The sequence below is a fragment of the Roseicyclus sediminis genome (genome assembly GCF_025515305.1).
GTDB classification, from domain to species: domain Bacteria; phylum Pseudomonadota; class Alphaproteobacteria; order Rhodobacterales; family Rhodobacteraceae; genus Roseibacterium; species Roseibacterium sediminis.
The window spans coordinates 1-24,149 of record NZ_JAOPHT010000012.1; the positions used below are offsets into that span (position 1 = coordinate 1).

At 65.0% G+C, this 24,149-nt stretch carries 40 protein-coding genes; 39 read left to right on the forward strand and 1 reads right to left on the reverse strand.

Translation table 11 applies throughout. The features are described from left to right. From N8I71_RS14445 to rplQ, 32 genes are all read left to right on the forward strand, one after another. Positions 1-177: EF-Tu C-terminal domain-related protein (locus N8I71_RS14445; protein WP_454824047.1), on the forward strand; the 177-nt coding region annotated here is incomplete at its 5' end. Between the two features lie 142 nt (positions 178-319). Then, positions 320-628, forward strand: coding sequence for a 30S ribosomal protein S10 (rpsJ, locus tag N8I71_RS14450; protein WP_168624037.1), 309 nt, complete (start codon positions 320-322; stop codon positions 626-628). Between the two features lie 15 nt (positions 629-643). Continuing rightward, positions 644-1,495, forward strand: a complete 852-nt coding sequence (rplC, locus tag N8I71_RS14455) for a 50S ribosomal protein L3 (RefSeq protein WP_262878719.1) — start codon at positions 644-646, stop codon at positions 1,493-1,495. Continuing rightward, positions 1,492-2,112: a 50S ribosomal protein L4 gene (gene rplD / locus N8I71_RS14460; RefSeq protein WP_262878720.1), complete on the forward strand. Its 621-nt coding sequence runs from the start codon at positions 1,492-1,494 to the stop codon at positions 2,110-2,112. The genes rplC and rplD overlap by 4 nt, the downstream gene beginning before the upstream one ends. Then, the gene (locus tag N8I71_RS14465; protein ID WP_262878721.1) at positions 2,109-2,405 is read left to right on the forward strand and encodes a 50S ribosomal protein L23; all 297 of its coding nucleotides are present in this window, start codon (positions 2,109-2,111) and stop codon (positions 2,403-2,405) included. Before rplD ends, N8I71_RS14465 begins: the two co-directional genes overlap by 4 nt. A 160-nt stretch (positions 2,406-2,565) precedes the next feature. Beyond that, positions 2,566-3,408 (forward strand): 50S ribosomal protein L2, encoded by an 843-nt coding sequence (gene rplB, locus N8I71_RS14470; RefSeq protein ID WP_262878722.1) that lies wholly within the window; start codon positions 2,566-2,568, stop codon positions 3,406-3,408. 3 nt (positions 3,409-3,411) lie between these two features. Next, positions 3,412-3,690 (forward strand): 30S ribosomal protein S19, encoded by a 279-nt coding sequence (gene rpsS / locus N8I71_RS14475; protein ID WP_262878723.1) that lies wholly within the window; start codon positions 3,412-3,414, stop codon positions 3,688-3,690. A 3-nt stretch (positions 3,691-3,693) separates the two neighbouring features. After that, positions 3,694-4,074, forward strand: coding sequence for a 50S ribosomal protein L22 (gene rplV, locus N8I71_RS14480; RefSeq protein WP_262878724.1), 381 nt, complete (start codon positions 3,694-3,696; stop codon positions 4,072-4,074). Next, the gene (rpsC, locus tag N8I71_RS14485; RefSeq protein WP_262878725.1) at positions 4,074-4,778 is read left to right on the forward strand and encodes a 30S ribosomal protein S3; all 705 of its coding nucleotides are present in this window, start codon (positions 4,074-4,076) and stop codon (positions 4,776-4,778) included. The genes rplV and rpsC overlap by 1 nt, the downstream gene beginning before the upstream one ends. A gap of 13 nt (positions 4,779-4,791) precedes the next feature. After that, positions 4,792-5,205, forward strand: coding sequence for a 50S ribosomal protein L16 (gene rplP / locus N8I71_RS14490; protein WP_262878726.1), 414 nt, complete (start codon positions 4,792-4,794; stop codon positions 5,203-5,205). 91 nt (positions 5,206-5,296) lie between these two features. Then, positions 5,297-5,965: a dimethylsulfoniopropionate lyase gene (locus tag N8I71_RS14495; RefSeq protein WP_262878727.1), complete on the forward strand. Its 669-nt coding sequence runs from the start codon at positions 5,297-5,299 to the stop codon at positions 5,963-5,965. 34 nt (positions 5,966-5,999) lie between these two features. After that, the gene (locus tag N8I71_RS14500; protein WP_262878728.1) at positions 6,000-6,518 is read left to right on the forward strand and encodes a GNAT family N-acetyltransferase; all 519 of its coding nucleotides are present in this window, start codon (positions 6,000-6,002) and stop codon (positions 6,516-6,518) included. A gap of 39 nt (positions 6,519-6,557) precedes the next feature. Then, the gene (locus N8I71_RS14505; protein WP_262878729.1) at positions 6,558-7,181 is read left to right on the forward strand and encodes a TIGR02466 family protein; all 624 of its coding nucleotides are present in this window, start codon (positions 6,558-6,560) and stop codon (positions 7,179-7,181) included. 57 nt (positions 7,182-7,238) lie between these two features. Beyond that, positions 7,239-7,871: a sulfotransferase family protein gene (locus tag N8I71_RS14510; RefSeq protein WP_262878730.1), complete on the forward strand. Its 633-nt coding sequence runs from the start codon at positions 7,239-7,241 to the stop codon at positions 7,869-7,871. 147 nt (positions 7,872-8,018) lie between these two features. Further along, positions 8,019-8,225 (forward strand): 50S ribosomal protein L29, encoded by a 207-nt coding sequence (gene rpmC, locus N8I71_RS14515; protein WP_262878731.1) that lies wholly within the window; start codon positions 8,019-8,021, stop codon positions 8,223-8,225. Positions 8,226-8,227: 2 nt separating this feature from the next. Then, the gene (gene rpsQ / locus N8I71_RS14520; RefSeq protein WP_262878732.1) at positions 8,228-8,461 is read left to right on the forward strand and encodes a 30S ribosomal protein S17; all 234 of its coding nucleotides are present in this window, start codon (positions 8,228-8,230) and stop codon (positions 8,459-8,461) included. Between the two features lie 82 nt (positions 8,462-8,543). Further along, complete coding sequence (rplN, locus tag N8I71_RS14525) at positions 8,544-8,912, forward strand: 50S ribosomal protein L14 (RefSeq protein ID WP_088650278.1); 369 nt, start codon at positions 8,544-8,546, stop codon at positions 8,910-8,912. Continuing rightward, complete coding sequence (rplX, locus tag N8I71_RS14530) at positions 8,912-9,223, forward strand: 50S ribosomal protein L24 (RefSeq protein ID WP_262878733.1); 312 nt, start codon at positions 8,912-8,914, stop codon at positions 9,221-9,223. The genes rplN and rplX overlap by 1 nt, the downstream gene beginning before the upstream one ends. Further along, positions 9,216-9,776 (forward strand): 50S ribosomal protein L5, encoded by a 561-nt coding sequence (gene rplE / locus N8I71_RS14535; RefSeq protein ID WP_262878734.1) that lies wholly within the window; start codon positions 9,216-9,218, stop codon positions 9,774-9,776. The genes rplX and rplE overlap by 8 nt, the downstream gene beginning before the upstream one ends. 19 nt (positions 9,777-9,795) lie before the next feature. Beyond that, a complete protein-coding gene (gene rpsN, locus N8I71_RS14540) occupies positions 9,796-10,101 on the forward strand; it encodes a 30S ribosomal protein S14 (protein WP_262878735.1) in 306 nt (101 codons plus the stop codon). Between the two features lie 12 nt (positions 10,102-10,113). Next, positions 10,114-10,506 (forward strand): 30S ribosomal protein S8, encoded by a 393-nt coding sequence (gene rpsH, locus N8I71_RS14545; protein WP_262878736.1) that lies wholly within the window; start codon positions 10,114-10,116, stop codon positions 10,504-10,506. Positions 10,507-10,519: 13 nt separating this feature from the next. Next, positions 10,520-11,053 carry a 50S ribosomal protein L6 gene (rplF, locus tag N8I71_RS14550; protein ID WP_262878737.1) on the forward strand — a complete coding sequence of 178 codons (534 nt, stop codon included), beginning with the start codon at positions 10,520-10,522 and terminating at the stop codon, positions 11,051-11,053. 11 nt (positions 11,054-11,064) lie between these two features. Then, positions 11,065-11,424 carry a 50S ribosomal protein L18 gene (gene rplR, locus N8I71_RS14555; protein ID WP_262878738.1) on the forward strand — a complete coding sequence of 120 codons (360 nt, stop codon included), beginning with the start codon at positions 11,065-11,067 and terminating at the stop codon, positions 11,422-11,424. Between the two features lie 219 nt (positions 11,425-11,643). Then, positions 11,644-12,228 (forward strand): 30S ribosomal protein S5, encoded by a 585-nt coding sequence (gene rpsE / locus N8I71_RS14560; RefSeq protein ID WP_262878739.1) that lies wholly within the window; start codon positions 11,644-11,646, stop codon positions 12,226-12,228. 5 nt (positions 12,229-12,233) lie between these two features. Beyond that, positions 12,234-12,422, forward strand: a complete 189-nt coding sequence (rpmD, locus tag N8I71_RS14565) for a 50S ribosomal protein L30 (protein ID WP_262878740.1) — start codon at positions 12,234-12,236, stop codon at positions 12,420-12,422. Positions 12,423-12,685: 263 nt separating this feature from the next. Then, the gene (gene rplO / locus N8I71_RS14570) at positions 12,686-13,159 is read left to right on the forward strand and encodes a 50S ribosomal protein L15 (RefSeq protein ID WP_262878741.1); all 474 of its coding nucleotides are present in this window, start codon (positions 12,686-12,688) and stop codon (positions 13,157-13,159) included. A gap of 130 nt (positions 13,160-13,289) precedes the next feature. After that, positions 13,290-14,657, forward strand: a complete 1,368-nt coding sequence (gene secY, locus N8I71_RS14575; RefSeq protein ID WP_262878742.1) for a preprotein translocase subunit SecY — start codon at positions 13,290-13,292, stop codon at positions 14,655-14,657. Continuing rightward, on the forward strand, positions 14,654-15,295 hold the full coding sequence (locus N8I71_RS14580; RefSeq protein WP_262878743.1) for an adenylate kinase: 642 nt from the start codon (positions 14,654-14,656) through the stop codon (positions 15,293-15,295). Before secY ends, N8I71_RS14580 begins: the two co-directional genes overlap by 4 nt. Positions 15,296-15,521: 226 nt before the next feature. After that, on the forward strand, positions 15,522-15,890 hold the full coding sequence (rpsM, locus tag N8I71_RS14585; protein WP_262878744.1) for a 30S ribosomal protein S13: 369 nt from the start codon (positions 15,522-15,524) through the stop codon (positions 15,888-15,890). Between the two features lie 15 nt (positions 15,891-15,905). After that, on the forward strand, positions 15,906-16,295 hold the full coding sequence (gene rpsK, locus N8I71_RS14590) for a 30S ribosomal protein S11 (protein WP_262878745.1): 390 nt from the start codon (positions 15,906-15,908) through the stop codon (positions 16,293-16,295). 111 nt (positions 16,296-16,406) lie between these two features. Continuing rightward, entirely contained in the window at positions 16,407-17,423 is a 1,017-nt protein-coding gene (locus N8I71_RS14595; protein ID WP_262878746.1) for a DNA-directed RNA polymerase subunit alpha, read from the forward strand. A gap of 114 nt (positions 17,424-17,537) precedes the next feature. Continuing rightward, a complete protein-coding gene (rplQ, locus tag N8I71_RS14600) occupies positions 17,538-17,963 on the forward strand; it encodes a 50S ribosomal protein L17 (protein WP_262878747.1) in 426 nt (141 codons plus the stop codon). A 95-nt stretch (positions 17,964-18,058) separates the two neighbouring features. Here the strand turns inward: rplQ and N8I71_RS14605 are convergent, their stop codons facing one another. Next, on the reverse strand, positions 18,059-18,256 hold the full coding sequence (locus tag N8I71_RS14605) for a hypothetical protein (RefSeq protein ID WP_262878748.1): 198 nt from the start codon (positions 18,254-18,256) through the stop codon (positions 18,059-18,061). 146 nt (positions 18,257-18,402) lie between these two features. Here N8I71_RS14605 and N8I71_RS14610 point away from each other — a divergent pair, with 146 nt between their 5' ends. From N8I71_RS14610 to N8I71_RS14640, 7 genes are all read left to right on the forward strand, one after another. Beyond that, entirely contained in the window at positions 18,403-19,014 is a 612-nt protein-coding gene (locus N8I71_RS14610) for a helix-turn-helix transcriptional regulator (RefSeq protein ID WP_262878749.1), read from the forward strand. A gap of 84 nt (positions 19,015-19,098) precedes the next feature. After that, the gene (locus tag N8I71_RS14615; protein ID WP_262878750.1) at positions 19,099-19,686 is read left to right on the forward strand and encodes an acyl-homoserine-lactone synthase; all 588 of its coding nucleotides are present in this window, start codon (positions 19,099-19,101) and stop codon (positions 19,684-19,686) included. A gap of 35 nt (positions 19,687-19,721) precedes the next feature. Further along, the gene (locus N8I71_RS14620) at positions 19,722-21,041 is read left to right on the forward strand and encodes a replication-associated recombination protein A (RefSeq protein WP_262878751.1); all 1,320 of its coding nucleotides are present in this window, start codon (positions 19,722-19,724) and stop codon (positions 21,039-21,041) included. Positions 21,042-21,132: 91 nt separating this feature from the next. Then, on the forward strand, positions 21,133-21,513 hold the full coding sequence (gene crcB / locus N8I71_RS14625; RefSeq protein ID WP_262878752.1) for a fluoride efflux transporter CrcB: 381 nt from the start codon (positions 21,133-21,135) through the stop codon (positions 21,511-21,513). Further along, entirely contained in the window at positions 21,510-22,550 is a 1,041-nt protein-coding gene (locus tag N8I71_RS14630) for an RluA family pseudouridine synthase (protein ID WP_262878753.1), read from the forward strand. Before crcB ends, N8I71_RS14630 begins: the two co-directional genes overlap by 4 nt. Further along, positions 22,547-23,227, forward strand: a complete 681-nt coding sequence (locus tag N8I71_RS14635) for an HAD-IA family hydrolase (RefSeq protein ID WP_262878754.1) — start codon at positions 22,547-22,549, stop codon at positions 23,225-23,227. The genes N8I71_RS14630 and N8I71_RS14635 overlap by 4 nt, the downstream gene beginning before the upstream one ends. Then, on the forward strand, positions 23,224-23,940 hold the full coding sequence (locus tag N8I71_RS14640) for an ATP12 family chaperone protein (RefSeq protein ID WP_262878755.1): 717 nt from the start codon (positions 23,224-23,226) through the stop codon (positions 23,938-23,940). Before N8I71_RS14635 ends, N8I71_RS14640 begins: the two co-directional genes overlap by 4 nt. The last annotated feature ends 209 nt before the right edge of the window (positions 23,941-24,149 follow it).

The following is a 24,149-nucleotide window of genomic DNA, read 5'->3' on the forward strand; positions in this document are numbered from 1 at the left end:
GACGTGACGGGCACGGTTCAGCTTCCCGAGGGCACCGAGATGGTGATGCCGGGCGACAACCTGAAGTTCACGGTCGAGCTGATCGCGCCGATCGCGATGGAAGACGGCCTGCGCTTCGCCATCCGCGAAGGCGGCCGCACCGTCGGCGCAGGCGTCGTCTCCAAGATCATCGAGTGATCGGCAACGATCCTCTTGCAATCGGGAAGGCCGCGAGATAGCTCGCGGCCTTCCCTGCCCGCCAAGGCGGGGAACAACGAAACCGGTTCGACGAGGGGCGGCATCAGCTCCTCCTCTCAACTGAAAGGAAAAAGACATGGCGATTGCCAGCCAGAACATCCGGATCCGCCTCAAGGCGTTCGACTACCGGGTTCTCGACGCCTCCACCCAGGAGATCGTGAACACCGCGAAGCGTACGGGCGCGCAGGTCCGCGGGCCGATCCCGCTCCCCAACAAGATCGAGAAGTTCACCGTTCTCCGCGGTCCGCACATCGACAAGAAGTCGCGCGACCAGTGGGAGATCCGGACGCACAAGCGTCTTCTCGACATCGTCGATCCGACCCCGCAGACGGTGGACGCGCTGATGAAGCTCGACCTCGCCGCCGGCGTGGATGTCGAGATCAAGGTGTAAGGGGAGATCGTAGACATGTTGCGCTCTGGTGTTATCGCCAAGAAGCTGGGCATGACCCGGCTCTTCATGGAGGACGGGAAGCAGATTCCCGTGACCGTTCTCCAGCTCGACAAGCTTCAGGTCGTCGCTCAGCGGACGCCCGAGAAGGATGGCTACTCGGCCGTTCAGCTCGGCGCCGGCACGGCCAAGGCCAAGCGGGTCTCCGCGCCCATGCGCGGCGTCTTCGCCAAGGCCAGCGTGGAGCCGAAGCGGAAACTGGCGGAGTTCCGGGTCGATCCCGAGAACCTGCTGAGCGTCGGTGAGGAGATCATCGCCGACCACTACTTCGAGGGCCAGTTCGTCGACGTGACGGGTACCTCGATCGGTAAGGGTTTCGCCGGTGCCATGAAGCGGCACAACTTCGGCGGTCTTCGCGCCTCGCACGGCGTGTCGATCAGCCACCGTTCGCACGGCTCGACCGGTCAGTGCCAGGACCCGGGTCGCGTGTTCAAGGGCAAGAAGATGGCCGGCCACATGGGCGCGGCCCGCGTGACCACGCAGAACCTGCAGGTCGTGCGCACCGACAGCGACCGCGGCCTCATCATGGTCAAGGGCGCGGTGCCCGGATCGAAGGGTGGCTGGGTCACGATCAAGGACGCGGTGAAGAAGCCCTTCCCCGATAACGCGATCCTGCCCGCGGCCCTGAAGTCCGCAGCCGAGGAAGCGGCGAAGGCCGCCGAGGAAGCCGCCGCAGCGGCCGCAGCCGAGGCGGAAGCCGCGGCACAGGCAGCAGCCGAGGCAGAGCAGGCCGCGATGGAAGCCGCCGAAGCCGAAGCAGCAACCGAGGCGCCCGCCGAGGATGCCGAGAAGAAGGACGGTGAGGAATGAAACTCGACGTGATCAAGCTGGACGGCGGTAAGGCCGGTTCGGTCGAGCTCGGCGACGACATCTTCGGTCTCGAGCCGCGCGCCGACATCCTGCACCGCGTGGTCCGCTGGCAGCGCAACAAGGCGCAGGCCGGCACGCACAAGGTCAAGACGCGCTCGGAGACGAGCTACTCGACCAAGAAGATCTATCGCCAGAAGGGCACCGGCGGCGCACGTCACGGTGACCGGAACGCGCCGATCTTCCGCAAGGGTGGCGTCTACAAGGGTCCGACCCCGCGCAGTCACGCCCACGACCTGCCGAAGAAGTTCCGCAAGCTGGGCCTGAAGCACGCGCTTTCGGCCAAGATGGCCGCGGGCGAGCTCGTCATCATCGAGGCGGCCTCGGTCGCATCGCCCAAGACGAGCGCGCTGGCCAAGCAGGTGCGCGAGCTCGGCTGGAAGCGCGCGCTCATCATCGACGGGGCTTCCGTGGACGAGAACTTCGCCATGGCCGCCCGCAACATCGAGGGTCTCGATGTGCTGCCGTCGATGGGCGCCAATGTCTATGACATCCTCAAGCGCGATACGCTCGTGCTGACGAAGGCGGGTGTCGAAGCTCTGGAGGCTCGACTGAAATGAGCGTGAAGCCCGAACATTACGACGTGATCCGCAAGCCGCTGATCACCGAGAAGTCCACGATGGCATCCGAGAACAACGCCGTTGTCTTCGAGGTCGCCATCGACGCGAACAAGCCGCAGATCAAGGAAGCGGTGGAAACGCTCTTCGGCGTGAAGGTGAAGGCGGTGAACACCACCATCACCAAGGGCAAGACGAAGCGTTTCCGCGGCCGGCTCGGCACGCGGAAAGACGTGAAGAAGGCCTATGTGACCCTCGAGGAGGGGAACACCATTGACGTGTCGACCGGTCTTTAATAGATCGCGGCATCCCGCCGGCCCCGGACTCATCCGGGGCCGTCGTTTTTGAATTCGCCTGGGGACCTTCGGGGCCCTTCAAACCGAAAAGCCGGGCTTCTTGCCCGGCTCGGACCAAAGAGCGGACCTTCGGTCCGACGCAAAACGGAAGACAGAAAGCATGGCACTCAAGTCGTACAAGCCGACGACGCCGGGCCAGCGCGGGCTGGTGCTGATCGACCGTTCGGAGCTTTGGAAAGGACGCCCCGTCAAGGCCCTCACCGAGGGCCTGACGAAGAACGGCGGCCGGAACAACACCGGACGGATCACCGCACGGCGCCGTGGTGGCGGGGCGAAGCGTCTCTATCGCATCGTCGATTTCAAGCGCACGAAGTTCGATGTCGAGGCGACGGTCATCCGGATCGAATACGATCCCAACCGCACCGCCTTCATCGCGCTGATCCAGTATCATGACGGCGAGCAGGCCTACATCCTCGCTCCGCAGCGTCTTGCCGTGGGTGACAAGGTCGTGGCCTCGGCCAAGGCCGACATCAAGCCCGGCAACGCGATGCCCTTCTCGGGCATGCCGATCGGGACGATCGTCCACAACATCGAGCTGAAGCCCGGCAAGGGTGGCCAGATCGCACGCGCCGCGGGCACCTACGCCCAGTTCGTCGGCCGTGACGGCGGTTACGCCCAGATCCGCCTCAGCTCGGGCGAACTGCGTCTTGTGCGTCAGGAATGCATGGCGACGGTTGGCGCGGTCTCGAACCCCGACAACTCGAACCAGAACTTCGGCAAGGCCGGCCGCACCCGCCACCAGGGCAAGCGTCCCTCGGTTCGCGGTGTCGCGATGAACCCGATCGACCACCCCCATGGTGGTGGCGAGGGCCGCACCTCGGGTGGCCGGACGCCGGTCACGCCCTGGGGCAAGGACACCAAGGGCCGTCGCACCCGCGACAAGAACAAGGCGAGCCAGAAGCTGATCATCCGCTCGCGCCACGCCAAGAAGAAGGGGCGCTAACAGATGTCGCGTTCTGTCTGGAAGGGGCCTTTTGTCGACGCTTACGTCCTCAAGAAGGCCGAGAAAGCCCGTGAATCGGGTCGCAACGAGGTCATCAAGATCTGGTCGCGTCGTTCCACCATCCTGCCCCAGTTCGTGGGCCTCACCTTTGGGGTCTACAACGGCCAGAAGCATGTTCCCGTGAACGTAAGCGAGGACATGATCGGCCAGAAGTTCGGGGAATATTCGCCGACGCGCACCTACTACGGGCACGCGGCCGACAAAAAAGCCAAGAGGAAGTAAGCCATGGGCAAGGATAAAAATCCCCGCCGCGTGGCGGACAACGAGGCGATGGCGAAGCTGCGCATGCTGAAGACCAGCCCGCAGAAGCTGAACCTCGTCGCGGGCCTGATCCGCGGCAAGAAGGTCGAGAAGGCGCTGAACGACCTGACCTTCTCGAAGAAGCGGATCGCCATCGACGTGAAGAAGTGCCTTCAGTCGGCCATCGCGAACGCCGAGAACAACCATGGGCTTGACGTCGACGAGCTGATCGTCGCCGAGGCCTATGTCGGAAAGAACCTGGTGATGAAGCGCGGCCGTCCGCGGGCGCGTGGCCGCTTCGGCAAGATCCAGAAGCCGTTCAGCGAGCTGACCATCAAGGTCCGCCAGATCGAGGAGACTGCCTGATGGGACACAAGGTCAACCCGATCGGCATGCGTCTGCAGGTCAACCGCACCTGGGACAGCCGCTGGTACGCCGACACCAAGGAATACGGTGATCTCCTGCTCGAAGACCTCCGGATGCGTGAGTTCATCGAGGAAGAGTGCAAGCAGGCCGGCGTGTCGAAGGTCATCATCGAACGTCCGCACCGCAAGTGCCGCGTGACGATCCACACCGCACGTCCCGGTGTCATCATCGGCCGCAAGGGCGCGGACATCGAGACGCTTCGCAAGAAGCTCGCCAAGATGACCGACAGCGAGCTGCACCTCAACATCGTCGAGGTGCGCAAGCCCGAGCTCGACGCGGCCCTCGTGGCCGAGTCGATCGCCCAGCAGCTCGAGCGCCGGGTGTCGTTCCGTCGCGCGATGAAGCGTGCGGTTCAGAACGCCATGCGCATGGGTGCGCTCGGCATCCGGGTCAACGTCGCGGGCCGCCTCGGCGGCGCCGAGATCGCCCGGACGGAGTGGTATCGCGAAGGCCGCGTGCCCCTGCATACCCTGCGGGCCGACATCGACTACGCACTCGCCGAAGCCTCGACGCCTTACGGCATCATCGGCATCAAGGTCTGGATCTTCAAAGGCGAGATCATGGAGCACGATCCCAGTGCCCGTGACCGTCGCCAGGCGGAGCTTCAGGAAGGCGGGGCCCCGCGCCCGCGCCGCGACCGCTGAGGAGTGAAACGAGATGCTGCAACCAAAGCGCACGAAATTCCGCAAGATGCACAAAGGGCGCATCAGCGGTGACGCCAAGGGCGGGTCGGACCTGAACTTCGGCACCTACGGCCTGAAGGCACTTCAGCCCGAGCGCGTCACGGCGCGCCAGATCGAAGCCGCCCGCCGGGCCATGACGCGTCACATGAAGCGTCAGGGCCGCGTCTGGATCCGGATCTTCCCGGACACGCCGGTGACCTCGAAGCCGGTCGAAGTCCGGATGGGTAAGGGCAAGGGTTCGGTCGATTACTGGGCCTGCAAGGTCAAGCCCGGCCGGATCATGTTCGAGATCGACGGCGTTTCCGAAGCCGTCGCGCGCGAGGCCCTGCGCCTTGCCGCGATGAAGCTGCCGATCAAGACGCGCACGGTGGTCCGCGAAGACTGGTGATCCGTCGCAAACGGGATTGAACGACCACGGGACCCCGCCAAACTGGCGGGGTTTCGTTTGTCTGGGGTCAGGAATCCGGGAGGTGCGTGCAATGGATGGTGCCGACGCCAGGGTGACGCTTTCGTCGCGCCCCGACTGGATGTACCTGATGCGGGATCTCTACGAGTTCTACCGCACGATCCCGGCCGGTGGCAGCAAGAAGATCCGGGCGCATCAGCGCCTCGTGCGCGAGCGGATCTCCAAGGCCCTGACGTCCGATACCGAATTGCGTGAGAGGGTTCCGATTCAGAAACCCGTCACGGCGCATCTTCCCAGGGCCTTCGCGCGGGGGCGGCTTGAACGCCACGCCCCATTCATGTCCACGCTGGAGACGCTGAGCCCGGAGCTCGAATGGCTCTACGGATATGAAAAGGTGCCGCGCGGGCTGGAGCAGAAATATGCCTTCGCCGAACTCGCCGGTCCGTTCGGGCCAGTGGTGGTGGAGGACGTGATCCTTGGCCTCGTCCTCTTCGCGCCCGGCTGCACCTATCCCGCCCATTCCCACGAAGGCATCACCGAAAGCTATATCTGTCTGACCGGTGCCGTGTCCGAGAACGACGCCGGCGTCTATGCCCCGGGTTCCCTCATCTTCAACCCGCCGGGCCACCTGCACCGGATCACCACCGCCGACCAGCAGCCCTCGCTTCTCGCCTATGCCTGGGTCGGCGCGCCGGAGATTCTGGCCAATCAGAAGATGAGCTTCACGCGCAGGAAGATGTAAGATCGGCGCGGCCTGCACCGCCACCGGGGGCATCATGGATTACGTTCTCAAGACCGCCGAGGCACTCGAAGACATTCCCGATCACGCGGATTTCGAGGCACTTCGCCGTGAGTGGTTCGAGGTGGGCACCAGGGATCTGGCCGCCCTCGGCGGTCCGGTGCGTACCGTCGATCAGATGATGGAACGCTTCTGGGAAGAGACGCAGGATTTCCTCGCCCCGAATGGCGTCACGGTTCTCGCCCTCGACGGAAACGGCGCCCTTCTGGGGTCTGGCGCGCTGCGCCGCATCGGGCCCGGCGTCGCCGATCTCAAGCGTCTCTATGTCCGTCCGGCAGCGCGGGGCATGCGCCTCGGTCAGGCGCTGGCACAGGAACGGATCGATGCTGCGCGCGAGAGGGGCTTCAAGACGCTCTTCACCAACACCATCACGTCCAACCATCGGATGCTCGGGATCTACGAAGGCCTCGGGTTCTCGCGCGTGCCCCGGTTCCCGGAATGCCACGAACCCATCGAGATGGACCACCTGCTGATCTACCTCCGCCTCGATCTCTGAGGGGCTTACCCTTTCCGACCGCTCTGGTATTGAAGCGAAATGGCCAGCATCAGATCCCTCTTCGTCACCCGCCTCTACCACGCGAAACTGTCCGAGCTCGGCCCGCCCGTCGATGCCGACGAACTCCACGCGTCTTGCTTCTCCATCGCCGAGGACGACGAAGCGGGACAGGAGTGGTGCGAGGAGAACGGCTATCCGGGCTATACGTCCTATGCTTCGCTGACCGACCTGCCCTGGCGCTTCCCGATCTTCGAGACGCTGGTGAAGGCGCTCGACGCCCATGTCGCGGCCTTCGCCGAGGATCTCGAATTCGACCTAGAGGGGCGCAAGCTGGTGCTGGAGGATATCTGGATCAACATCCTGCCCGAGGGCGGCATCCACACCAGCCACATCCACCCCCATTCGGTGATTTCCGGCACGACCTACGTGCAGGTCCCGCCGGGTGCCAAGTCGATCAAGCTGGAGGACCCGCGCCACGCCATGATGATGGCGGCGCCGAACCGGAAGAAGGATTGCCGCGAGGAGTTGCGCTCCTTCGTCTACCCCGGACCGCAGGACGGGGATGTGTTGCTGTGGGAAAGCTGGCTGAGGCACGAGGTGCCGATGAACATGGACGAGGACGACAGGGTGAGCGTCAGTTTCAACTACAAGTGGGCCGATTAGAACGCCTCGAGCCGGATCTTCATGCTACCATCCTCTTGCATCGAAAGAGGATATTGAATGGCACTGGACATCATTGGCGCGGGTTTCGGCCGCACCGGCACGGAATCGATGAAGCGCGCGCTGGAGATGCTGGGGTTCGGCCCCTGCTACCACATGTACGAGGTCGCACCCCACCCGGGACGCTACGAACACTGGCTTTCGGTCTTCGACGACGGCGCCGACCCGAAATGGGACGAGACCTTCGCGGGCTACCGTGCCACGGTCGACTGGCCCGGCGCGCATTATTGGCGGGAGTTGTCTGACCACTACCCGGAGGCGAAGATCCTTCTGACCGTGCGGAGCGCCGAGAGCTGGTATGCCAGCATGGAAAAGACCATCCTGACCTTCATGCGCGATCCGGAGAACCATCCGGGGATGGCGCGCGCTTTGTGCAACAACGCCTTCGGTGGGAATCCCCATGACAAGGACCATCTCATCGCAACCTACGAGCGCAACATCGCGGAGGTTCAGGGCAGCTTTGGACCCGACCGCCTGCTGACCTACGAACTGGGCTCGGGCTGGGAGCCGCTTTGCGATTTCCTTGGCGTGCCGGTGCCCGAGGAAACCTATCCAAGAGGCAACGCGACCGAAGAGTTCCACCGCCGCGACAAGGAGCTCGGCGAAGCGAGGGCGAAAGGGAGCGCGACCTAGGGCTGCCCTCTGCGGTGAATTCGGTCAGGAATGGCTTGCCATCCATCCCAACCGCGCCTATACGCCCCCTTCATTCACCGAACTCCACGGGAATCGGCGTGACCCTGTCGCACAGGGGCGTCCCCGTGATGTTGAAAGGACCAGGCGATGAACGCCAGCGAACTTCGCGAGAAGACGCCGGACCAGCTGCGTGATCAGCTCGTCCAGCTCAAGAAGGAGGCCTTCAACCTCCGCTTCCAGCAGGCCACCGGCCAGCTCGAGAACACCGCGCGCATGCGGCTCGTCAAGCGTGACGCCGCCCGCGTGAAGACGATCCTGAACGAGAAGGCGGCCGCCGCCGCAGGGGAGGCCTGAACATGCCCAAGCGTATCCTGCAAGGTGTCGTCACCTCGGACGCCAACGCCCAGACCGTGACGATCTCGGTCGAGCGTCGCTTCAAGCACCCGGTTCTCGCCAAGACGATCCGGAAGTCCAAGAAGTACCGCGCGCATGACGAGAACAACGAATACAAGGTCGGCGAGACCGTGCGTATTCAGGAATGTGCGCCGAAGTCGAAATCCAAGCGCTGGGAGGTGGTCGAGCGCGTCTGACGTGCAACATCACCCCTCGGTTTGATCGAAACCCCCGGGCCAATGTGCCAACGCGCCGGTCCGGGACGTCGGGAGAAACCAAATGATCCAGATGCAGACCAATCTGGATGTTGCTGACAATTCCGGAGCCCGGAAAGTTCAGTGCATCAAGGTCCTGGGCGGTTCCAAACGCAAGTACGCCTCGGTCGGCGACATCATCGTGGTGTCGGTGAAAGAGGCCATTCCGCGTGGCCGCGTGAAGAAGGGCGACGTCCGCAAGGCCGTCGTCGTGCGCACCGCCAAGGAAGTGCGCCGCGAGGATGGCACCGCCATCCGCTTTGACCGCAACGCCGCCGTCATCCTCAACAACAACAACGAGCCGGTCGGCACCCGTATCTTCGGGCCGGTGGTTCGCGAGCTGCGCGCGAAGAACTTCATGAAGATCATCTCGCTCGCGCCGGAGGTGCTGTGATGGCTGCGAAACTCAAGAAGGGCGACCGCGTGGTCGTGCTGGCCGGCAAGGACAAGGGCAAGGAAGGCGAGATCTCTCGCGTGATGCCCAAGGACGGCAAGGCCATCGTCGACGGCGTGAACATCGCCATCCGCCACACCAAGCAGAGCGCCAGTTCCCAGGGCGGCCGCATCCCGCAAGCGATGCCGATCGACCTGTCGAACCTCGCGCTGCTGGACAAGAACGGCAAACCCACCCGCGTCGGCTTCGAAGTGAAGGACGGCAAGAAGGTGCGCGTCGCCAAGACCACGGGGGACGTGATCGATGCTTGATACGGCAACCTATACCCCGCGGCTGAAGGCCCTCTATCGCGAGCAGATCAAGCCCGCGCTGAAAGAGGAATTCGGCTACAAGAACGACATGCAGATCCCGCGGATGGAGAAGATCGTTCTCAACATCGGCTGCGGCGCCGAAAGCGTCCGGGACAGCAAGAAGGCGAAATCGGCCGTCGACGACCTGACGCTCATCGCCGGTCAGCAGGCCGTCGCGACGATCGCCAAGAAGTCGATCGCAGGTTTCCGCGTTCGTGAAGGCATGACGCTCGGCGCCAAGGTGACGCTGCGCGGCGACCGTATGTACGACTTCCTCGACCGTCTGATCACGGTCGCGATGCCCCGCATCCGCGACTTCCGCGGCGTGAAGCCCTCGTTCGACGGGCGCGGCAACTTCGCCATGGGCATCAAGGAGCACATCGTGTTCCCCGAGATCAACTTCGACAAGGTCGACGAGGTCTGGGGCATCGACGTCATCATGGTCACCAATGCGGCCACCGACGCCGAGGCGAAGTCGCTTCTGAAGCACTTCAACATGCCCTTCAACGCCTGACGCGAGAGGAGAGAGACACATGGCAAAAGTTTCCATGGTTCAACGCGAACTCAAGCGTCAGAAGCTGGTGGCACAATACGCCGCCAAGCGTGCCGCGCTGAAAGAGATCGCAAACGACGAATCGAAGCCGATGGAAGAGCGGTTCAAGGCACGCCTCAAGCTGGCGAAGCTGCCCCGCAACTCCTCGCCCTCCCGGCTCCACAACCGCTGCCAGCTGACGGGACGCCCCAAAGCGTACTACCGCAAGCTGCGCATTTCCCGGATCAAGCTGCGTGACCTGGCCTCGAACGGCCAGATCCCCGGCATGGTCAAGTCGAGCTGGTAAGGAGATCGGACGATGAATGATCCTATCGGCGATATGCTCACCCGCATCCGCAACTCACAGATGCGCGGCAAGTCCACCGTCATGACCCCGGCCTCCAAGCAGCGTGCGCGCGTCCTGGATGTCCTGGCCGAAGAGGGCTATATCCGCGGCTACGAAGCGACGACCGGCGAGAACGGCCACCCGGCCTTCGAGATCAGCCTGAAGTACTACGAGGGCACCCCGGTCATCCGCGAACTGAAGCGCGTCTCCAAGCCTGGCCGCCGGGTCTATCTCGGCGTCTCCGACATTCCGCAGGTCCGTCAGGGCCTGGGTGTTTCCATCGTCTCCACGTCCAAGGGCGTGATGACCGATGCGACCGCCCGCGCGCACAATGTCGGCGGCGAAGTGCTCTGCACCGTGTTCTGAGGAGGTCTGGCAAATGTCTCGTATTGGGAAAAGACCGGTCGAGCTGCCGTCGGGGGTTTCTGCCTCCGTCTCCGGCCAGACCATCGAAGTGAAGGGCCCCAAGGGTGCCCGCACGTTCACCGCAACCGACGACGTCACGCTGAGCGTCTCGGACAACGCCGTGTCGGTCGAACCGCGCGGCAAGTCCAAGCGCGCGCGTCAGCAGTGGGGCATGTCCCGCACGATGGTGCAGAACCTCGTGACCGGCGTGACCGACGGCTTCAAGAAGGAGCTGGAGATCCAGGGCGTCGGCTACCGCGCGCAGGCACAGGGCAACGTCCTGAAACTGTCGCTCGGCTACAGCCATGACGTGGATTTCGCGATCCCCGCCGGTGTCACCGTGACGACCCCGAAGAACACCGAGGTGATCGTCGAGGGCACCGATCAGCAGCTGGTCGGCCAGGTCGCGGCGAACATCCGCGAGTGGCGCGCGCCCGAGCCCTACAAGGGCAAGGGCATCCGCTACAAGGGCGAGTACATCTTCCGCAAGGAAGGCAAGAAGAAGTAAGGGCGACGCAAATGGCACTGACGAAGAGAGATCTGTTCCAGAAGCGCCGCCTGCGCAACCGGAACAAACTGCGCGCGATGGCCGACGGACGTCCCCGTCTGTCCGTCCATCGCTCCAACAAGAACATCAGCGTCCAGCTGATCGACGACGCCGAAGGGCGCACGCTGGCTTCGGCCTCGTCGCTGGAGACGTCGCTCGGCGTGGTCGGCAAGAACAACGTGGAGGCCGCCGCGAAGGTGGGCGCCGCGATTGCCGAGCGGGCGAAGAAGGCCGGGGTCGAGGAGTGCTACTTCGACCGGGGCGGCTTCCTGTTCCATGGCCGGGTGAAGGCGCTTGCCGACGCCGCGCGCGAGGGCGGGCTGAAGTTCTGAGTTCCGGGTGGGCGGATCGCCCACCCCATCACATCCGCCGGAGGCTTCGCCCCGTGCGGCCAAATCGCGACAGGCGGGCGATCTGCCCGCCTTCCGCGGCACGAAAGGCGCAGGCGGGTCTGCTCGCCTCGATGATCCGGGGGCCTCTTGTCTGGGGCGCCCACCGGGATCGGACAAACCGGCGCTTCGCGGCGCCACCGACAAGAAGGATGCCATCACATGGCAGAACGTGAACAAAGAGGCCGGGGCCGCCGCCGCGAAGAGCGCGAGGAAACCCCGGAATTCGCCGACCGCCTGGTTGCGATCAACCGCGTCTCGAAGACCGTAAAGGGCGGCAAGCGCTTCGGCTTCGCGGCTCTCGTCGTCGTCGGCGATCAGCGTGGCCGCGTCGGCTTTGGCAAGGGCAAGGCGAAAGAAGTGCCCGAGGCGATCCGCAAGGCGACCGAACAGGCGAAGCGGAATCTGATCCGCGTGCCGCTCAAGGAAGGCCGCACGCTGCACCACGACATGGAAGGCCATCATGGTGCCGGCCGCGTCGTGATGCGCACCGCCCCGGAAGGTACCGGGATCATCGCGGGCGGCCCGATGCGCGCCGTTTTCGAGATGCTGGGCATCAAGGACGTGGTTGCGAAGTCGACCGGTTCGCAAAACCCCTACAACATGATCCGCGCCACCCTCGACGGCCTCGGCAAGGAGACCTCGCCCCGCCAGGTCGCCGCCCGCCGTGGCAAGAAGGTGGCCGACATCCTGCCCAAGCGCGACGAGGCCCCGGCCGAGTCGAGCCAGGTTGCAGAGGAGGCCTGAGACACATGGCAAAGACCATCGTCGTCAAGCAGATCGGCTCGCCGATCCGCCGCCCCGCCGACCAGCGTGCCACGCTGATCGGCCTGGGCCTGAACAAGATGCACAAGACCCGCGAGCTGGAGGACACCCCCTCGGTCCGTGGCATGGTCGCGAAGATCCCGCATCTCGTGGAAATCGTCGAAGAGCGCGGCTGAGACCGCATCCTCGAAAGCGAACGAAACCGATGCTCCGGCCGAAAGGCCGGGGCATTTTCGTTTCGGCAACTCAGGGACGCTCCGCGCCGGTTCCGCCGTGCTCCCCGGGGGGGGGCGGACGGCGCTTGCGGACGGGACTTGATCCTGCCACGCGCGGCGTCTATACGCCCGCGGTGGCCCGAAGGGGCCCATGATCCGAAAATCAAGAAATGCCGCGTCTGCCCATATCGCTTCGGGGGCAGTTCCGGCCAAGGAGAAGCGACATGAAACTGAACGAACTGCGCGACAATCCCGGCGCGACCAAGAAATCCAAGCGGATCGGCCGTGGCCCGGGCTCGGGCAAGGGCAAGATGGGCGGACGTGGCATCAAGGGCCAGAAGTCCCGCTCGGGTGTGGCCATCAGCGCCTACGAAGGCGGCCAGATGCCCCTCTACCAGCGTCTTCCCAAGCGCGGCTTCAACAAGCCGAACCGCAAGGCATTCGCCGTGGTGAACCTGGGCCTTATCGAGAAATTCGTCGAAGCCGGCAAGCTGGACGCGAAGGCAGAGATCACCGAGGACGCGCTCGTGACCTCCGGTCTCGTGCGGCGCAAGCTCGACGGTATCCGCGTGCTGGCCAAGGGCGACGTGACCTCCAAGCTCAACATTTCCGTGACCGGCGCCTCGAAGGCGGCCGTCGCGGCGGTGGAAAAGGCCGGTGGCTCGCTCAAGACGGCACAGCCGGCTGCGGCGGAATAACCCTTTCGGGCCTTTCATGGCCCGGGAAGGTTGTGGGCGGCGTTCTCGCAGCCTAAATCACACCTGACCAATTTCGCGCCGCGGGACCCGTTTCTCGGTCTTGCGGCGCGCCGTTCATGAGAGAGGCGGCATGGCATCAGCAGCGGAGCAAATGGCCGCGAACATGAGCTGGCGGGCCTTTGGCAAGGCCACCGAACTACGTCAGCGCATCTGGTTCACGCTTGGCCTTCTGATCATTTACCGGATCGGGACCTATATCCCGGTGCCCGGTATCGACGGCGTCGAACTCCGTGCCTTCTTCGATCAGGCGGCGGCGGGTCTCGGCGGTGTCCTGAACATGTTCACCGGCGGCGCTCTCTCCCGGATGGGGGTCTTCGCGCTGGGGATCATGCCCTACATCTCTGCCTCGATCATCGTGCAGCTCATGGCGGCCATGGTGCCGTCCATGGAAGCACTGAAGAAAGAGGGTGAGGCCGGGCGCAAGAAGCTCAACCAGTACACGCGCTACGGCACCGTGGCGCTGGCGACCGCACAGGCCTACGGGCTTGCCGTCAGCATGGAGTCGGGCGGTCTCGTCACCGATCCGGGCTGGTTCTTCCGCGCCGCCTGCGTCATCACGCTGGTCGGCGGCACGATGTTCCTGATGTGGCTGGGCGAGCAGATCACCCAGCGCGGCATCGGCAACGGCATCTCGCTCATCATCTTCGTCGGCATCATCGCGGAAATTCCTGCGGCGCTTGCGCAGTTCTTCGAGAGCGGCCGGTCCGGCGCGCTGTCGACGCCCGCCATTCTGGGCGTGATCGCGATGCTGGCCGCGACCCTGTTCTTCGTGGTGTTCATGGAGCGAAGCCTCCGGAAGATCCACATCCAGTACCCGCGCCGGCAGGTGGGGATGAAGGTCTATGACGGCGGGTCGAGCCACCTGCCCGTCAAGGTGAACCCCGCGGGTGTCATCCCCGCGATCTTCGCTTCCTCGCTCCTGCTGCTGCCCACGACGCTGACGACCTTCGGCGGCGGTCAGGCGAGCGGACCCGTGATGGGATGGATCCTCGCGAACTTCGGCCCGGGACAGCCGCTCTACCTGCTGTTCTTCGCGTCGATGATCGTCTTCTTCACGTATTTCTACACCCTCAACGTGTCGTTCAAGACCGATGACGTGGCGGACAACCTGAAGAGCCAGAACGGCTTCATTCCGGGCATCCGGCCGGGCAAGCGGACGTCCGAATACCTCGAATACGTGGTGAACCGGATCCTCGTCCTCGGCTCGGCCTACCTCGCCTTCGTCTGCCTTATGCCCGAGATGGTGCGCACCCAGCTTGCCATCACGGCCTATTTCGGCGGAACGTCGATCCTGATCATCGTGTCGGTCGGCATGGACACGGTTCAGCAGATCCAGTCTCATCTGCTGGCGCATCAGTACGAGGGACTGCTGGAAAAAAGCCAGCTCCGGGGGAGGAAAGGCGGTGCAAAGCCGCGGAAAGGGCCAGCTCGGCGATGAATATCATACTACTGGGCCCGCCCGGCGCGGGTAAGGGAACCCAGGCGCGCCGTCTCGTGGAGGAACGAGGCATGGTGCAACTCTCGACCGGCGACATGCTGCGAGAGGCGAAGGACAGCGGAACCGAGATGGGCAAGCGCGTCGCCGAGGTCATGGCACGTGGCGAGCTTGTCACCGACGAGATCGTCATCGGCCTGATCCGCGAGAAGCTGGAAGGCGAAAACGGCGGCGGCTTCATCTTCGACGGGTTTCCCCGGACGCTGGCCCAGGCCGACGCGCTCGGCTCGCTTCTGGCCGAGGAGGGGCAGACCCTCGAGGCCGTCATCGAGATGCAGGTGGACGACGCCGCACTTGTAAGCCGGATCACCGCTCGGTCGACCTGTGGCAGCTGCGGCGAAGTCTACAACGACGTCACCAAGCCGATCCCGGCCGACGGCAAGTGCTCCAACTGCGGCGGGACCGAGTTCAAGCGCCGCGCCGACGACAACGAGGAAAGCCTCAGGCAGCGCCTCATGGAATACTACAAGAAGACCTCGCCGCTCATCGGCTACTACTATGCGAAGGGTCTTCTGAAGGGCGTTGACGGGCTTGGCGAGATCGACGAGGTCGCGGGCCAGATCGCGGCGATCATCGACTGATCGAAAGCCCGGTGAAAAAGGCTTGACAGGGCGCGCCCGTGCCCTTGACGCCCTTTCCAAAACGACCTATGTCGCGGCTTCCCTCCGGGAAACCCAGATCGCGCGCGGATTCGCGTCCGCCGCAATCCACCTGAAATCAGGGTCCAGCCGCATGGACGGCTAGGTCCCTTTCGTTGTGAAAAAAGGGCCTGGCATTACGGGCTCGCAACCTGAAGGAAGACACTCCTTGGCACGTATCGCAGGGGTCAACATCCCCACTTCCAAGCGCGTTCCGATCGCGCTGACCTACATTACCGGCATCGGGCAGGCCTCGGCCCGCGAGATCTGCGATTCGGTCGGCATCGACCATGCGCGGCGCGTGAACGAGCTCAGCGATGCCGAGGTGCTGCAGATCCGCGAGCACATCGACGCCAACTACACCGTCGAGGGTGACCTGCGCCGCGAGACGCAGATGAACATCAAGCGGCTCATGGACCTTGGTTGCTATCGCGGGCTTCGTCACCGCCGCAACCTGCCGGTCCGCGGCCAGCGCACGCATACCAATGCGCGCACCCGCAAGGGCCCGGCAAAGCCGATCGCCGGCAAGAAGAAATAAGGGAGGAACAGGTCCATGGCACGCGATCGTCGTCCCGCCAAGCGCAAGGTTTCCAAGAACATCGCCGCAGGCGTTGCTCATGTGAACTCCTCGTTCAACAACACCAAGATCCTCATCTCCGACGTGCAGGGCAACGCGATCTCGTGGTCGTCCGCCGGCACGATGGGCTTCAAGGGTTCGCGCAAGTCGACCCCCTATGCCGCGCAGATGGCCGCTGAAGATGCGGGCCGGAAGGCGCAGGAGCATGGTGTGAAGACCATCGAGGTCGAGGTTCAGGGCCCCGGTTCGGGTCGCGAGTCCGCGCTGCGCGCGCTGGCCGCCTGCGGCTTCACCATCACGTCGATCCGCGACGTGACGCCCATCGCGCACAACGGCTGCCGTCCGCCCAAGCGCCGCCGCGTCTGAGGCACCGGTATCAACGGGCGGGCTGCGCGGTTTCTGCGCGGCCCGCCGACGTCATTTTATCCTCGGGCGTGTCAGGGACGGATCCCCCCGGCACATGAATGGAGGCGACGCATGATCCACAAAAACTGGCAAGAGCTGATCAAACCCGCACAGCTGGTGGTCAGCCCTGGCAACGATCCGTCGCGCAAGGCGACCGTCGTGGCAGAACCGCTGGAGCGCGGCTTCGGCCTTACGCTCGGCAACGCCCTTCGCCGTGTGCTGATGAGCTCGCTTCAGGGCGCGGCCATCACGTCGGTACAGATCGACGGCGTCCTGCACGAGTTCTCGTCGGTGGCGGGCGTCCGTGAGGACGTGACCGACATCGTCCTGAACCTCAAGGGTGTCGCGCTGCGGATGGAGACGGAGGGCCCGAAGCGCCTGTCGATCTCGGCGCGCGGCCCCAAGGTCGTGACCGCGGGCGACATCTCGGAAAGCGCGGGCATCGAGATTCTGAACAAGGATCACGTGATCTGCCACCTTGACGATGGCGCCGACCTGTACATCGAGCTGACTGTCTCGACGGGCAAGGGCTATGTCTCGGCCGACAAGAACCGGCCCGAGGATGCACCGATCGGCCTCATCCCGATCGACGCGATCTACTCGCCGGTGCGCAAGGTCTCCTACGACGTGCAGCCGACCCGCGAGGGGCAGGTGCTCGACTACGACAAGCTGACGCTGAAGCTCGAGACCGACGGATCGGTCACGCCGGATGATGCCGTGGCCTATGCCGCGCGCATCCTGCAGGACCAGCTTTCGATCTTCGTCAACTTCGACGAGCCGGAATCGGCCAGCCGTTCGGATGACGAGGACGATCTGGAGTTCAACCCGCTCCTCCTCAAGAAGGTGGACGAGCTGGAACTGTCGGTGCGTTCGGCCAACTGCCTGAAGAACGACAACATCGTCTACATCGGCGACCTGATCCAAAAGACCGAGGCCGAGATGCTCCGGACCCCGAACTTCGGCCGCAAGTCGCTGAATGAGATCAAGGAAGTGCTTTCGGGCATGGGCCTGCATCTCGGGATGGATATCGTCGACTGGCCGCCGGACAACATCGAGGAACTGGCCAAGAAATACGAAGACAACTTCTGATGGGGCGGGGGGCCTCGGCCCCCTTACCCGACCCCGGGCAATAGCGCCCCAATAGGTGAGAGGTCTGCACGCACGGACCTCCGGACAAAGCAAAATGTGAATGGAGATTGACCCATGCGTCACGCCCGCGGATACCGCCGCCTGAACCGGACTGCCGAACATCGCAAGGCGATGTTCTCCAACATGGCCGGCTCGCTCATCGAACACGAACAGATCAAGACGACCCTGCCCAAGGCCAAGGAATTGCGCCCGGTCGTCGAGAAGCTCATCACGCTCGCCAAGCGCGGCGACCTGCATGCCCGCCGCCAGGCCGCGGCGCAGCTCAAGCAGGACGCCCATGTCGCCAAGCTCTTCGAGGTGCTCGGCCCCCGCTATGCCGAACGCCAGGGCGGCTATGTCCGCGTCCTGAAGGCCGGCTTCCGCTATGGTGACATGGCGCCGATGGCGATCATCGAATTCGTCGATCGCGACCCCGAGGCAAAAGGTGCCGCAGATCGCGCCCGCGTCGAAGCCGAGGCGGATTTCGCCGAAGAGGATTGAGCCGCGACGGATCAGGCCGCGCCTGGCGTCACAGCCCTTGAATTCGAAGTATCCCCGGCCTCGCGGCCGGGGATACTTCGTTTCGGGGGTTCAGTTTAGCGCGCGCCTTGCGCCACGGCCGGGAGCCGGGACAGGTCCACGGGAAACAAGTCCTTTTCCCCACCACTGATCCGGCGCAGCATGTCGTCCGCCGAGACCGGCGACTGCCCCAGGAACTCCAGGATATCCTTGCGCTCCCTCGCCGACAGACGCATGAGACGCGCAAAAAGATCGCCATCGATCCTTTTGGTCATGTTCTCACCATCACTAGTCGAATGTTGTGAAGACACCGGTTGACCGGCGCGCTGGCAACTAGTCTAAATGGGCATGTCCTTTTGGATATGTCCTTTTGGGTAGGTCTTGCGGGGCTTCTTGTGCGCAACGGACACGCGGTAGGTTGATGTCGAAAGCTCCCGTCCTTGACCTGCTTCTGCATGAACTTTCGCTCGCTGCACCGGCAGGCTTCGCCGTCGGGCTGCACATCCGCTACGTGTCGCCGCTCATCATGGTGAACACCTATCCCGATGGCTGGCAGGAGGTTTACACCGCCAAGCTCTACGGTCTCCGCGATCCCACTCTTGCCTGGGGCCTCAGCCATACCGGCACGCGGCGCTGGAGCGAGATCGGCCTTCCCGACCCCTTCGGCATCCTGCCCGAAGCGGCCAGCCATGGGCTCGTATACGGGATGATCGCCTCGATTGGCCCTATGTCTTCCAGAACAATTGCCGGAGCGAGCCGCGCTGACCGCGAGTTCACGGCCGAGGAGATGGAGCACATTCACCGGATCGTGCTGCGCATGCACGACCTTTCGGAACCGCCGGCGCGCCTGTCCAAGGCGCAGTCCGATGCCCTGAGATGCATCGCGGAAGGGGACCGCCATGCTGCTGCCGCCGCCAAGCTTGGCATATCCGAAAGCGCCTTCAAGGCGCGTCTGACGTCTGCCAGACAGAAACTCATGGCCCGCACCACCGCCGAAGCGGTGCAAAGGGCGAGGGAGTACGGGTTCATCTGAGCCCGTTGCGAAAATCGAGGCAGTGGGGGGTCCTCCCGCGGTGTGACGCGACCGATCGCATCCACCGAAAGGAGACCTCTGCCCATGCAAACCGCGACCCTGTCCTTCGACAACATGCACGAACACGGCGCGCTCTTTCCCAACATGCTGCGCGCGCGGCACCGCACCTTCATAGAGATGAAGAACTGGGACTTGCCCGCCGAACTGGGAATGGAATTCGATCAGTACGACACTGCGCAAAGCCGATGGTGCATCGTGCACGAGAACGGCCGGGTCATGGCCGGCGTGCGTCTGACGCCGACAACCGCGCGGTGCGGCGTCTATTCCTACATGGTGCGCGATGCGCAGCGCGGGCTTCTGGACACCATTCCCGGAAACCTCCTGTGGGACGCGGCACCTGTCGCGCCGCACATCTGGGACGCCAACCGCCTGTTCGTCGTCTCCGACGTGGATCAGGCCATGCGGCGGCGGGTGCAGATGTCGATCATGAGCGAGATGATCCGCTCGGCCCGCGGCTACGGCGCCTCGATCCTCATCGGGCTTCTGCCCACGCTGATCCCGAGGCTGGCCCGGCGGCTTGGCATCGACATGGCCGAGGCGGGCCCCGAGATGGACTTCGACGGCGTTCCGCACCGCTGCTACTTCGTGTCGATGGCCACCAAGATGCATTGAAGCCCGGGGCTGCCCGGGTCTAGGCTCCGCCCGCCATGGCGGACCTTTTCGACAGCACGGGCGGACCGGAGGAACGGGCGGAGCGGGGACCCCGCCCGCTCGCCGACAGGCTGCGGCCGAAACGCCTGTCCGAGGTGATCGGGCAGGGCCACCTTCTGGGCCCCGAGGGCAGCCTGCGCGTCATGCTCGACGGAGGCTCGCTGCCCTCGCTCGTCTTCTGGGGGCCGCCCGGGGTGGGCAAGACCACCATCGCGCGGCTGCTCGCGCAGGAGACGGACCTGCACTTCGTCCAGATCAGCGCGATCTTCACCGGGGTGCCTGAGCTGAGGAAGGTCTTCGAGGCCGCGCGGCACCGGCACGCGAACGGGCAGGGGACGCTACTGTTCGTCGACGAGATCCACCGGTTCAACAAGGCGCAGCAGGACGGGTTCCTGCCGCACATGGAGGACGGGACGATCCTGCTGGTGGGCGCCACGACCGAGAATCCCTCCTTCGAGCTGAACGCGGCGCTCCTGTCGCGTGCGCAGGTTCTGGTGCTGGAGCGGCTGTCCGAGGAGGACCTGACAGCCCTCCTCGACCGGGCGGAGGCCGAGCTTGACCGCAAGCTTCCGATTACCGAGGAAGCACGGCACTCCCTCATCGGCATGGCCGATGGCGACGGCCGCGCGCTGCTGAACCTCGTGGAGCAGGTCGCGGCATGGGAGACGCCGGCGCCGCTCGACGCCGGCGCGCTGGCGCATCGGCTGCAGCGGCGGGCCGCGCAGTACGACAAGTCGGGCGAGGGGCACTACAACCTCATCTCCGCGCTGCACAAATCGGTGCGCGGATCGGACCCGGACGCCGCGCTCTACTGGTTCGCGCGGATGCTGGAGGGCGGCGAGGACCCGCGCTTCCTCGCCCGGCGCATCACGCGGATGAGCGTCGAGGACATCGGGCTGGCCGATCCGCAGGCCAACCGCCTCTGCCTCGATGCCTGGGCGACCTACGAGCGGCTGGGCAGCCCGGAAGGCGAACTGGCGCTGGCGCAAGCGGTCATCTACCTGGCGCTCGCCCCGAAATCGAACGCCGCCTATGTCGCCTACAAGGGCGCACGGGCGAGTGCGAAGTCCACGGGCTCCCTGCCGCCGCCCAAACACATCCTGAATGCCCCGACGAAGATGATGAAGGAACAGGGATACGGCGCGGGCTACGATTACGACCACGACGCCGAAGACGGGTTCTCGGGGCAGAACTACTTTCCCGAACGGATGAGCCGGGCGCATTTCTACGAACCCGTGGAACGCGGTTTCGAGCGGGACCTCAAGAAGCGCCTCGAATGGTTCGAGGGTCTCAGGAAGAAGCGCGGGCCGAAATGAGAGGCCGTTTGCCTGCAGGAATACGGGCGGGAGGACTCCGGTTGTCCCGCCGGCCATTGACACCGCCCCTTGCCCCAACCATCACGCGCCCATGATCGCCCCCGTCCTCCAGGTCGCGCTTGGCGGTGCCATCGGCGCCGTTCTCCGGTATCTCACCGGGATCGGCGTCGTGCGGATGTTCGGGCACACCGCCTTCCCGCTTGGCGTCGTCACGGTGAACGTGGCCGGCTCCTTCGCCATGGGTCTGTTCATCGGCCTTGCGGCGCATCGTGGGCTTACGCACCTCTCGCCCTTCGTGGCGACCGGCATCCTCGGCGGTTTCACCACCTTCTCGGCGTTTTCGCTCGAGGCCGTGACGCTGTGGGAACGCGGCGCGCTGGGCCTCGCCGCGCTCTATGTCGTCGCGAACGTGGTCCTTTCGGTCGGCGCGCTGTTCGCCGGCCTCGCCCTGTCACGGAGCCTTGCGGCATGAGCGGAGTGCAGACAGTGACCGTCGGCCAGGGCGAGGGCGACCAGCGTCTGGACCGCTGGCTCAAGCGGCGCTTTCCGCAGCTGACGCAGGGCCGCATCGAGAAGGCCTGCCGCAAGGGGGAGATCCGCGTGGACGGCGCCCGCGCCAAGCCCGCGACGCGCGTCGAGGAAGGCAACTCCGTCCGCGTCCCGCCCCTGCCCGAAGCAGCGGCGCCGCCGACGCAACGCACGGCCGTCTCCGACCGAGATGCCGAGATGATCCGCGCCGCCGTGATCTACCGCGACGAGCATATCATCGCGCTCAACAAGCCGCCGGGGTTGCCGACCCAGGGCGGGAGTGGTCAGACGCGGCACGTCGACGGCCTTGCCGAGGCGCTGAAGTTCGGCAACGACGAGAAGCCCCGCCTCGTGCATCGGCTGGACAAGGACACCTCCGGCGTCCTCCTGCTCGCGCGTAGCCGCGCCGGCGCCAAGGCGCTGACCGAAGCCTTCCGCGGAAGGGAAACGCGCAAGATCTACTGGGCCGCCGTCGCCGGCGTGCCGCAGCCGCGCAAGGGCACCATCCGCTACGGCCTCGTCAAGGCGCCTGGCCACGGCAAGGGCGGCGAGAACGAGAAGATGCGCTGCATCCACCCCGACGAGGTCGACCGGACGCCCGACGCCAAGCGCGCCGTGACGGACTACGCCGTCCTTTCGGCGCTGGGCACCCGGGCCAGTTGGTGCGCGCTCGTTCCGGTGACGGGGCGCACGCATCAGCTTCGCGCGCATATGGCCGAGATCGGCCATCCCATCGTGGGCGACGGCAAGTATGGCGGGTCCGGTCAGGAAAACCTCGGCGACGGCTGGGGCGCGCAATTGGGAGGCGAGATCAGCCGCAAGCTGCACCTGCATGCGCGGTCCCTGACACTGACCCATCCTTTCACCGGCGCGCGCCTGCACCTGACCGCGCCGCTTCCGGACCACATGGCCCGGACCTGGGCGTCGCTGGAATGGTCGGCCTCGGACGTGCCCGAGGATCCCTTCGAGGACGACGAATGAGCGAGCTTCGCCTCGTCGTGTTCGACGTGGACGGAACCCTCGTCGACAGCCAGGCGCATATCCTTGCGGCGATGGATCGGGCCTTCGCGACGATGGGTCGGCCCGCGCCGCGGCGGGGGGAGGTGCTGGCGATCGTGGGACTGTCGTTGCCCGTGGCGATGGCACGCCTCGCCCCGGACCTGGGCGCCGGAGCCGGGGATCTCGTGGCGGCCTACAAGGAGGCTTTCGCCGCCCTCAGGCTGGACGGCGCCGGCGTCGCGCTTTCGCCGCTTTATCTCGGCGCGCGCGACTGCCTGGCTGCGCTGTCCGCCGATCCCTGGACGCTTCTCGGGATCGCGACCGGCAAGTCGCGGCGCGGTCTGTCTCACCTGGTGGAGCTGCACGGCTTCGACGGTGTCTTCCAGACGATGCAGACGGCCGATGGCCATCCGTCCAAGCCGCATCCCGCGATGCTGGAGGCCTGCCTGTCCGAAACCGGCGTCGAAAAGGCCCGTGCCGTGATCGTCGGCGACACCACCTACGATATCGAGATGGGCCGTGCGGCGGGGTTGCGCACCATCGGCGTCAGCTGGGGCTACCATGCGGCCGACGCGCTGCGCGCCGTGGGTGCGGACCTTGTCGTCGACGATTTTGCCGCCTTGCCCTCCGCCATCGACTTGGTTTTACAGGCGTCATGACCGGAGGATGGAAGGCGAAGCGCTTCTGGCGCGAGGTGACCGTGATCGAGGCAGATCACGGCTGGCAGGTCCTGCTTGACGCGCGGCCCGTGCGCACGCCCGCGAAGGCGGCGATGGACCTGCCGACCGAGGCGATGGCCCGCGCCGTGGCGGAGGAATGGGAGGTCGTCGGTGACGAGATCGACCCGCGCCGCATGCCCGTGACCCGGTCGGCCAATTCGGCGATCGACCGTGTCCTGCCCCAGCGCGACGAGGTGGCGGGAATGCTGGCCGCCTATGCGGAGACCGACCTCCTGTGCCATCGCGCCGAAAGCCCCGAGGCCCTGGTTCTCCGTCAGGCCGAAGGCTGGGACCCGCTGCTCGACTGGGCCGCCGAGGCCTACGACGCGCGCCTCGTGCCGACCGCCGGCATCCTGCCTGTGGCACAGCCCGAAGCGTCGCTGGCGCGGCTGGACGCGGCGGTGCGTGGTCACGACGTGTTCCGCCTGACCGCGCTTCACGATCTGGTGACCTTGTCAGGCTCCCTGATCCTCGGCCTCGCGGTGGCGGAAGGGCGGATCGAACCCACCACAGGCTGGCGGCTCAGCCGCATCGACGAGGACTGGCAGATCGAGCAATGGGGCGCCGATGAGGAGGCGGAAGAGGCCGCGGCGTTCAAGCTTGAGCAATTCCTTCACGCCTCGCGGTTCTGGTCGCTTTCCTCCGAATCCTGATCTCCAACCCGTCAGTTTCATGATAACACTGCACAAATTTCGGGCGTGCGCCGATATTTCGTGCACGATTGCGGGTTACGCAGGGTCAATCGACGGCGCGTAGCCCTTGACCTTATGCGACCTATTTGCCCATTTTGCGGGCGGTGAGGGGGAAAAGGCTCTCACGGACTTTCGCCGATGCCCCTAGGGCACACCAAAACCAAGCCCAA

Excerpts from the sequence above, each read along its gene's own strand:
- rplE (WP_262878734.1), top strand. The coding sequence starts at position 9,216 with ATGCTTGATACGGCAACCTATACCCCGCGGCTGAAGGCCCTCTATCGC.
- N8I71_RS14605 (WP_262878748.1), bottom strand. The coding sequence starts at position 18,256 with ATGACCAAAAGGATCGATGGCGATCTTTTTGCGCGTCTCATGCGTCTG.
- N8I71_RS14505 (WP_262878729.1), top strand. The coding sequence starts at position 6,558 with ATGGCCAGCATCAGATCCCTCTTCGTCACCCGCCTCTACCACGCGAAA.
- rplV (WP_262878724.1), top strand. The coding sequence starts at position 3,694 with ATGGGCAAGGATAAAAATCCCCGCCGCGTGGCGGACAACGAGGCGATG.
- secY (WP_262878742.1), top strand. The coding sequence starts at position 13,290 with ATGGCATCAGCAGCGGAGCAAATGGCCGCGAACATGAGCTGGCGGGCC.
- rpsH (WP_262878736.1), top strand. The coding sequence starts at position 10,114 with ATGAATGATCCTATCGGCGATATGCTCACCCGCATCCGCAACTCACAG.
- N8I71_RS14610 (WP_262878749.1), top strand. The coding sequence starts at position 18,403 with ATGTCGAAAGCTCCCGTCCTTGACCTGCTTCTGCATGAACTTTCGCTC.
- rplO (WP_262878741.1), top strand. The coding sequence starts at position 12,686 with ATGAAACTGAACGAACTGCGCGACAATCCCGGCGCGACCAAGAAATCC.
- rplN (WP_088650278.1), top strand. The coding sequence starts at position 8,544 with ATGATCCAGATGCAGACCAATCTGGATGTTGCTGACAATTCCGGAGCC.
- rpsS (WP_262878723.1), top strand. The coding sequence starts at position 3,412 with ATGTCGCGTTCTGTCTGGAAGGGGCCTTTTGTCGACGCTTACGTCCTC.
- N8I71_RS14635 (WP_262878754.1), top strand. The coding sequence starts at position 22,547 with ATGAGCGAGCTTCGCCTCGTCGTGTTCGACGTGGACGGAACCCTCGTC.
- rplR (WP_262878738.1), top strand. The coding sequence starts at position 11,065 with ATGGCACTGACGAAGAGAGATCTGTTCCAGAAGCGCCGCCTGCGCAAC.
- rpsK (WP_262878745.1), top strand. The coding sequence starts at position 15,906 with ATGGCACGCGATCGTCGTCCCGCCAAGCGCAAGGTTTCCAAGAACATC.
- rplP (WP_262878726.1), top strand. The coding sequence starts at position 4,792 with ATGCTGCAACCAAAGCGCACGAAATTCCGCAAGATGCACAAAGGGCGC.
- rpmD (WP_262878740.1), top strand. The coding sequence starts at position 12,234 with ATGGCAAAGACCATCGTCGTCAAGCAGATCGGCTCGCCGATCCGCCGC.
- rplQ (WP_262878747.1), top strand. The coding sequence starts at position 17,538 with ATGCGTCACGCCCGCGGATACCGCCGCCTGAACCGGACTGCCGAACAT.
- N8I71_RS14495 (WP_262878727.1), top strand. The coding sequence starts at position 5,297 with ATGGATGGTGCCGACGCCAGGGTGACGCTTTCGTCGCGCCCCGACTGG.
- N8I71_RS14465 (WP_262878721.1), top strand. The coding sequence starts at position 2,109 with ATGAGCGTGAAGCCCGAACATTACGACGTGATCCGCAAGCCGCTGATC.
- N8I71_RS14595 (WP_262878746.1), top strand. The coding sequence starts at position 16,407 with ATGATCCACAAAAACTGGCAAGAGCTGATCAAACCCGCACAGCTGGTG.
- rplB (WP_262878722.1), top strand. The coding sequence starts at position 2,566 with ATGGCACTCAAGTCGTACAAGCCGACGACGCCGGGCCAGCGCGGGCTG.
- rpsQ (WP_262878732.1), top strand. The coding sequence starts at position 8,228 with ATGCCCAAGCGTATCCTGCAAGGTGTCGTCACCTCGGACGCCAACGCC.
- N8I71_RS14510 (WP_262878730.1), top strand. The coding sequence starts at position 7,239 with ATGGCACTGGACATCATTGGCGCGGGTTTCGGCCGCACCGGCACGGAA.
- rpsC (WP_262878725.1), top strand. The coding sequence starts at position 4,074 with ATGGGACACAAGGTCAACCCGATCGGCATGCGTCTGCAGGTCAACCGC.
- N8I71_RS14620 (WP_262878751.1), top strand. The coding sequence starts at position 19,722 with ATGGCGGACCTTTTCGACAGCACGGGCGGACCGGAGGAACGGGCGGAG.
- N8I71_RS14580 (WP_262878743.1), top strand. The coding sequence starts at position 14,654 with ATGAATATCATACTACTGGGCCCGCCCGGCGCGGGTAAGGGAACCCAG.
- N8I71_RS14615 (WP_262878750.1), top strand. The coding sequence starts at position 19,099 with ATGCAAACCGCGACCCTGTCCTTCGACAACATGCACGAACACGGCGCG.
- rplD (WP_262878720.1), top strand. The coding sequence starts at position 1,492 with ATGAAACTCGACGTGATCAAGCTGGACGGCGGTAAGGCCGGTTCGGTC.
- rplF (WP_262878737.1), top strand. The coding sequence starts at position 10,520 with ATGTCTCGTATTGGGAAAAGACCGGTCGAGCTGCCGTCGGGGGTTTCT.
- crcB (WP_262878752.1), top strand. The coding sequence starts at position 21,133 with ATGATCGCCCCCGTCCTCCAGGTCGCGCTTGGCGGTGCCATCGGCGCC.
- N8I71_RS14500 (WP_262878728.1), top strand. The coding sequence starts at position 6,000 with ATGGATTACGTTCTCAAGACCGCCGAGGCACTCGAAGACATTCCCGAT.
- rpmC (WP_262878731.1), top strand. The coding sequence starts at position 8,019 with ATGAACGCCAGCGAACTTCGCGAGAAGACGCCGGACCAGCTGCGTGAT.
- rplX (WP_262878733.1), top strand. The coding sequence starts at position 8,912 with ATGGCTGCGAAACTCAAGAAGGGCGACCGCGTGGTCGTGCTGGCCGGC.
- rpsN (WP_262878735.1), top strand. The coding sequence starts at position 9,796 with ATGGCAAAAGTTTCCATGGTTCAACGCGAACTCAAGCGTCAGAAGCTG.
- rplC (WP_262878719.1), top strand. The coding sequence starts at position 644 with ATGTTGCGCTCTGGTGTTATCGCCAAGAAGCTGGGCATGACCCGGCTC.
- rpsE (WP_262878739.1), top strand. The coding sequence starts at position 11,644 with ATGGCAGAACGTGAACAAAGAGGCCGGGGCCGCCGCCGCGAAGAGCGC.
- N8I71_RS14640 (WP_262878755.1), top strand. The coding sequence starts at position 23,224 with ATGACCGGAGGATGGAAGGCGAAGCGCTTCTGGCGCGAGGTGACCGTG.
- N8I71_RS14630 (WP_262878753.1), top strand. The coding sequence starts at position 21,510 with ATGAGCGGAGTGCAGACAGTGACCGTCGGCCAGGGCGAGGGCGACCAG.